Annotated in this window: 8 protein-coding genes; 1 reads left to right on the forward strand and 7 read right to left on the reverse strand. The window is 59.5% G+C overall.

The features are described 5' to 3' along the window. The 3 genes from ACTHLF_RS20270 to ACTHLF_RS20280 all read right to left on the reverse strand — a co-directional run. The coding region (locus tag ACTHLF_RS20270; protein WP_440329886.1) for a hypothetical protein at positions 1–550 on the reverse strand (550 nt) is incomplete at its 3' end. A 224-nt stretch (positions 551–774) separates the two neighbouring features. Continuing rightward, positions 775–1,731, reverse strand: coding sequence for a hypothetical protein (locus ACTHLF_RS20275; protein ID WP_440329888.1), 957 nt, complete (start codon positions 1,729–1,731; stop codon positions 775–777). Positions 1,732–2,178: 447 nt separating this feature from the next. Then, complete coding sequence (locus ACTHLF_RS20280; protein WP_440329890.1) at positions 2,179–2,310, reverse strand: hypothetical protein; 132 nt, start codon at positions 2,308–2,310, stop codon at positions 2,179–2,181. Positions 2,311–2,521: 211 nt separating this feature from the next. Between ACTHLF_RS20280 and ACTHLF_RS20285 the strand changes: the two genes are divergently transcribed. Beyond that, a complete protein-coding gene (locus ACTHLF_RS20285) occupies positions 2,522–2,797 on the forward strand; it encodes a hypothetical protein (RefSeq protein WP_440329892.1) in 276 nt (91 codons plus the stop codon). A 100-nt stretch (positions 2,798–2,897) separates the two neighbouring features. Here ACTHLF_RS20285 and ACTHLF_RS20290 read toward each other — a convergent pair whose 3' ends face one another. The 4 genes from ACTHLF_RS20290 to ACTHLF_RS20305 form a co-directional block, all read right to left on the reverse strand. Continuing rightward, positions 2,898–3,143, reverse strand: a complete 246-nt coding sequence (locus ACTHLF_RS20290; RefSeq protein ID WP_440329894.1) for a hypothetical protein — start codon at positions 3,141–3,143, stop codon at positions 2,898–2,900. A gap of 1,181 nt (positions 3,144–4,324) precedes the next feature. Beyond that, positions 4,325–4,759: a pyridoxamine 5'-phosphate oxidase family protein gene (locus ACTHLF_RS20295; protein WP_440329899.1), complete on the reverse strand. Its 435-nt coding sequence runs from the start codon at positions 4,757–4,759 to the stop codon at positions 4,325–4,327. 5 nt (positions 4,760–4,764) lie between these two features. Beyond that, entirely contained in the window at positions 4,765–5,289 is a 525-nt protein-coding gene (locus ACTHLF_RS20300; RefSeq protein WP_440329895.1) for a DUF4142 domain-containing protein, read from the reverse strand. Positions 5,290–5,472: 183 nt separating this feature from the next. Further along, a complete protein-coding gene (locus ACTHLF_RS20305) occupies positions 5,473–5,883 on the reverse strand; it encodes a low affinity iron permease family protein (RefSeq protein ID WP_440329897.1) in 411 nt (136 codons plus the stop codon). Between the last annotated feature and the right edge of the window lie 191 nt (positions 5,884–6,074).

Genomic DNA, 6,074 nt, shown 5'->3' on the forward strand with positions numbered 1-6,074 from the left:
ACCCCTGATTTTTTCGTAACTCATACTTGTTCCGAGCCATCGACTTAGCACTTTCCTGTATTAGTCGTGCAACCGATGCCACTGAATCTTCGCCCGGTGATTTAGCCAGCCATAGCCGGGCAATGGCCTCAAGCTCCTTGAGCTGTTGAAGGAGAGCCCTGCGATGGTTGCCGTTGCGCTTCAGGTCGAATACCCGGCGCGCATACCATTCGATAGCTGAGTCGCCCTGACACGCGATAGTAGTCTCCAAGAGCGAGCTGAAAAATGCTGAGACACCCTCGATGGACTTGGCAAACGTGTCCTCAACAGAGACACGTCGGAGCTCAATATCCTGCAGGACCAATCCTTTCTTTAGGCGACCGACATAGAAGGGTGGCCTAAACTTCATGTGCAACATCGCGGCTATTGGCGAAACCATGTAAACGTCTCCATTGACGGAGACGGCCATGTACGACGGATCGATAGAGACCAGTTGATCCTCGAATACGACCACTGCGTAAGGGAGTTCTTGATGCAAACGCAAGTCGTCCCATAGTTCTTTGGGCGTCAAGAAGCGCCTCGGCTCCGAAATGCCCCAAGCTTCTATCACGCCAGGGTTACCCACGGAACGAACAGGTACGCCCTGGGCATCAAACGATCGCAAACGACTAAACGCGGCGGGGGAACTCGGCATCACAATGACCGGGAACATAGTTGTGCCCCGCACTATTCGATCCATCCTACGCAACCGACTTGCAGTTCGAATGATTTGATCCCTCACCGACACTCCCTGCTCTACTTTCGGAATAACGCTCTGCCTGAGGCGATCGCCCTTGTCGCGAGAACGCTCAGGACGAACGTGACAAATACCGCCTGGAAGGCAGGAATCGCTAGTTCAATCCACTCAGATGCCGCAATGGGGTTCGGACGGTCCGACATCTCCCGAAACGCCGGAACCATGGTTCTGACCGCGTTCGCTCCTACACCAAGCAGTTCCATCGACACGTAGCAAAGATACGATCCGGCAAGCGCAACGAACGCCACGCTTATCCAGAGCCAGCTTTCATTGAGCCGAACCGCCTGCTCCTCTACGCGACCGGCAAACAGACGCTTGATGTATGACCCGATCCGTCCATGAATATTTGTGACATTGGCGACATCGGAAAGAATCCAATATCCGTCGTACTTGAATACCGGATTGCAGGTAGTCGCCATTAGCAATGCCGTAACACGCATGGCCATGCATATGCTCGCATCCCTCGTAGGCAAATAAATGCACCCAAGAACTGCGAAATAGAGGAACTGAAAGTAAAGTCCACCGGCACTCACCTGCAGCCGAGCCAACCGAGGAAGCGACCAGCTCCCCCGCACGTCGGCGAAGAAAGCGGGCCAAATCCAATACACGCCGATTCCGATCCCGCCTTGGCGTGCCCCCTGACGAACGCACGCGGTTATATGTCCAAGCTCATGAATAAGAATACCCACGAGAACCACCGGTACCGTTGTCCAAAGGCTAGCCTCTGATTCGCTGCCCGGTGTGAGCGCAAATGCGATGGTCGCCGCCGCGGCGAGAAGCACGAGCAAAGGCCAAACCCATCTCGAGAAGAGTCCCGACATGAGCCCACCAACGACCTGGCAAGCGGCCTCGCCGAGTAATTTTCGTCGCCAGACCAGCGGGTGGTCATCTGGCGTCTCATGAAGCCGCTCCAGCCGCAAGCGGTTTGCCTCAGCCCACCGGACGAAGTGCTGCATCGTGCCGGCTTGACCTGACGCCTTCGCATAGTCTCGGTACGCTTCGGAATATGTGTCCGCTTGTGCTATTGACTTAATCCGCCACGCGGTGTCGGCGGACGTTAAGAAGTGAACGCGACCCGAAATCGAGACCCGCCATCGTTCAACGGATCCTACTGATTCCTCGAAACGGGCGATGTCGACCTCGCCCGTCACTCTCGGTGGAACAGATGATACGTCCATCATTTCAGAAGCCATTCCACCGATCGTCCGATCAAATTATCAGTTGCACCAACACTCGATCGGCAGCCATGGCGCGGCCGCCGTGGCAGCTTCCATTTCCAAGCGGGACTCGAGCGCTTCAAGTTCGAGTTCGTTAAGTTCTTCGCTCATTTGAGGTCCTTAATGCAGTTGCCTGCGCTCACGTCTTCTTTCGTCCGACACTATGCGAACGAACGCGGCGGATCGTTACCAGAAGTGGCAAATGCACACCGGGGTCGTGGCCGCGAGGGGCGTGAACGCCGCTGTCGCCGCCTCCATTTCGAGTCGCGACTCGAGGGCTTCCAGATCCATGGCGTCGTTGATCACTTTGCTTTCCATCTACTTCTTCCTTCTTAACTACGTCGCCATTGCGACGACGATGACGAACCATTCGTCATTGGTTGGCCGCGCGAATCGCCTGCGTGCGGTGCCATGGGCAAATATTTATCGCCACCACGGCGTGTGGTCAACAACATTTTACGATTGACGTAAGTTGCTACGCTTTTGCGTGTACGAAATTGATTCACATCAATTTGGCTAATTCGTTTCGATGCCTGCTGTGCCGAATTTGAACATTCGGGAGTTGGAAGGCTCGGACAGCCTTCGGTCGCAGGCGGAGCGCCTGGGTCTTTCGGTGGGCGAGCTGGAAAGCTTTCTTGCCGCGACGCCAGTTCCTGATGACGTCGCCCGCGATGTTGAGTGGACGATGCACCTGCCGGCGGGCTGGCTAGACGGCGCAGCTTCCGAGCTTGGCCATCCGCAGGCGTGCGGCGCACTTGGCAACGAACCGTTCGGAAGGATGAGCCGCAAGGCTCCCCGACGCTGACGCAACAGAGACCGAATCCGCCGTCCATGGCTAAAGCCCATGGCGCCGGCGGATCCCTGCCGCCCTCGCTCGAAGGTGGGGGCCGGGGGACCCTCGGGTTTCAGCTGTCGCGCATCAGAAACTCAAGAATGCGCAGTCTGGGCTCGCCGTTGGCCAATGCCCGCATCGCGAGGAGCAAGGAGCGTTCATAAATGCGACGCGATTGCGCTGACAACGCTTCTTCCCCCACTTCGATGACTTCTCGCGCGACGTCGCCGGCCGGCGTGCCATCGACGAGATAGCCTCCTTCGATGAGGCGTCGGGCGAGGTCGTTGGTAGCCCATGGCGGTATTTTCGAAGGCAGCATGTGTTCTCCCGTGTATCGATTGTATGCCAGTCTCCCTGTCACAGACATGCGCACGCCGGATGCGCCGCCGGTCACCCCGCAAGCCGCCTGCCTCTGAACGTTTCCTTCGCGCGGTGTCTTTGCATTATCCACAACCTTCTCTGCCGGATTCGCCCGTGCCCACGTCCGTTACGGGGACCGTCCCCACCCATTCGGCGACACCCTTTGTCCGACTTGATGTCGGCAGTAGCGCCGACGCTCAGGACGTCGTTGGGATAGCTGGTCACTTCGCAAGGGAACATGGCGTCACCGACGGGAGGGGTGAACCGGCGCTCAAGGCGGCCCGCCTCTGGGCCAATGCGATGGCCGGCACTGGGGATGGGCAGGTTTGCATCCGCGTTCTTGCCGGCGCCAGACCGACGCTTGAGACCACTGCAGTTGCGACGCTTCCGATCCGTTTCCTATGTCCGGATGGATTCGCTGACACAGTCTTTGACCAATGGTCAGGCCCACAGGGCGCAGCGGCCCATGCATCCCCAGCGGCCGACGGGCCCGCTGTGAGATATGGTGTCGCCCAGCACACGTTTCGCGGCGGGCATTTTTGCGGGGACAGCTGGGCAGTGAGCGCACACAATGATGCGGTCAGCGCCATCATCATTGACGGTCTCGGCCATGGGGCATCGGCTTGCCTGGCGGCAGCACGAGGGGTTGCGGCGTTTTGCCAACAACCGCTCCAGGACCCCGTCGGCCTCGCGTCATCCGTGCATCGCGCGATGCAGGGCACCGTCGGCGGCGTCGGCGCGCTGTCCCTCTGGTCGCGGGCGGCCGGCGCGCTCCACTACTGTGGACTGGGCGATACAACGGGTCGCTTGATTGGCGAGCAGAAATCAGCAGCCCTTGTTTCAAACCCCGGCATTTTCAGCGTTCGGGCGCGTCGCCTGCGCGCGTTCGCGCATCAGGCACAGGACGGTCTCCTCGTCCTCCACACCGATGGGCTCAGGGCGCGGTGGCAGTTGGAGGACTATCCCGGCCTATCAAGCTGCCACCCCGCCTTGATTGCCGCCGTCTTGCACCGGGACTTTGCGCGGGCCACAGACGACGGGACCGTCCTAGTTGTCGCCCTCGAGCAGTCCATGGCGTCGGAGTCAATGGCCCCGGGGCACTTGTGAGCGCACGGTGCCATCGCGGGAGCGAAACGTGGCCTAGAGCTGAATTTCGCCTTCGTCCATGCCTTCCCACCACGTGATGCGCCGGGCGTGGACTTTGAGCATCACGATGCCTGGCGTGTCGACCCCTTGCTCGAACCACCGGTCCAGCTCCGTGTGCCAGTGCGCCTGCATCAGCGCCTTGTCCCGGATGAGCTCGCCGCGACCTTCGACTGCGACAAACAAGGGAGGCTTGCCGAGCAGGGATTTCTCGCCGGTAAACGACAGGGCGACAGCTGGGTTGGCTTCAATCTCGGCGACGAAGTGCGTGGTCTCATAGCCGAAGAACCAACTGTCACCGTCGTACTCGACGTCTCCGTTGTTGCTCATCGGGCGCCCGGCGATTTCGCCATTGGCGGCATGGGTCTGGAGCATGGCGAAATCAATCTTCGCCATGGCCTTCGCAAGGTCCTGCAGCGTGCGGTCGGTCATGGTGCTCACTTCGCCTCCGGCAGCTTCTGGGCCATCTCAAGATGATGCTTGAGCGTCGGCAGGGTCTTCGTGGCAAAGGCTTTGAGGTCAGCGTCCTTGCCGGTGGTCGACTCCGTCGTAAACAGCTTGATGGCCTTCTGGTGGTCGGCAACCATCTGCTTTTTGAAGGCCTGGTCGAACGCAGCGCCGCTCTTCTTTCCTATCAACTCGGCCGCCTTGGCATCAGCGGGCATGGGTTCGCTTGAGACCGGAAGCGACTTTTTCGATGCAATGGCTTTCAGTTCGTCACCCGCCACTGTGTGGTCAGAGACCATCGTCTTGCCGAATGCCTTGACGTCGTCAGACTCTCCCTTTTGCGTTGCGAGATTGCCCAGATTGACCTCGGCCAATCCCGCCGCACTTGCCGCCTTCACGAATGCCGCATCCGACTGACCGACAGCCGACGTGTCCGCAGCCTGGGCGATAGACGGACCTGTTGCCATCATGAGGCAACAGGCCAGCGCAGCAACTCGAATCAACGAACCCGTCATGAACCCTCTCCCGTTGGTTGGAACCATTCGTTTGACATGGGTCACATCAACGGGCCGTCTACGAAGGGTATGCCCGACCCCCTTTCGTTAGCACGACGCTGCGGTGTGGGTCGAACGAGCGCATCTCGTGATGCGGTAACGTGCCGCTGCTCCATGGGCGAGTGCGTCACGTCCACGTCCAAATCATTGAGGGCCACGGGAACGTGTACCGGAATCACGGTCACCCCTCGCTGCTTCAGCCTTCTCGAGATAGACCTTTCTGATGCGGTCGAGCTCCTTCTCGTCGAGCTGCTCGAGGTCAAGCAACGCTTCATTTGTGCCTTTCAGCGCGTTGATGAGTTCGTCGAGCTTGATTTGCAGCGCTTCGGTATCCCGGTTTTGGGACGCCTGAATCAGGAAGACCATGAGGAACGTAATGATGGTGGTCGACGTGTTGATGACCAGCTGCCAGGTGTCGCCGAATCCAAAAATGGGCCCGCTGGCCGCCCACACGATGACGACGAGGAGCGCGATGGCAAACGTGACGGGCTCACCGGCGGCTTTGGACACCGCCATGGCCATGCGCGTGAAAAGACCCTGCTTTCTGGATGCCATCGCACTGCCTCCGGGCCCGCCACCGGGCTGTCAACCGCAGCGTCCTATCTGATGGGTGACGCCTGCGTCATGGGGCCGGAATGTCAGACGTTTCCGGCAAGCCAGAGAGCGGCGACGAACGCACCAGCAGCAACGAGCCCGGCAGCGAGCCAGACCACACGCGCCAAGACCGAGACGCCCACATCGGTGGG

The sequence above is a fragment of the Luteibacter sp. genome (genome assembly GCF_051958795.1).
Taxonomy (GTDB): domain Bacteria; phylum Pseudomonadota; class Gammaproteobacteria; order Xanthomonadales; family Rhodanobacteraceae; genus Luteibacter.

Excerpts from the sequence above, each read along its gene's own strand:
- ACTHLF_RS20280 (WP_440329890.1), bottom strand. The coding sequence starts at position 2,310 with ATGGAAAGCAAAGTGATCAACGACGCCATGGATCTGGAAGCCCTCGAG.
- ACTHLF_RS20285 (WP_440329892.1), top strand. The coding sequence starts at position 2,522 with ATGCCTGCTGTGCCGAATTTGAACATTCGGGAGTTGGAAGGCTCGGAC.
- ACTHLF_RS20295 (WP_440329899.1), bottom strand. The coding sequence starts at position 4,759 with ATGACCGACCGCACGCTGCAGGACCTTGCGAAGGCCATGGCGAAGATT.
- ACTHLF_RS20300 (WP_440329895.1), bottom strand. The coding sequence starts at position 5,289 with ATGACGGGTTCGTTGATTCGAGTTGCTGCGCTGGCCTGTTGCCTCATG.
- ACTHLF_RS20275 (WP_440329888.1), bottom strand. The coding sequence starts at position 1,731 with ATGCAGCACTTCGTCCGGTGGGCTGAGGCAAACCGCTTGCGGCTGGAG.
- ACTHLF_RS20290 (WP_440329894.1), bottom strand. The coding sequence starts at position 3,143 with ATGCTGCCTTCGAAAATACCGCCATGGGCTACCAACGACCTCGCCCGA.
- ACTHLF_RS20305 (WP_440329897.1), bottom strand. The coding sequence starts at position 5,883 with ATGGCATCCAGAAAGCAGGGTCTTTTCACGCGCATGGCCATGGCGGTG.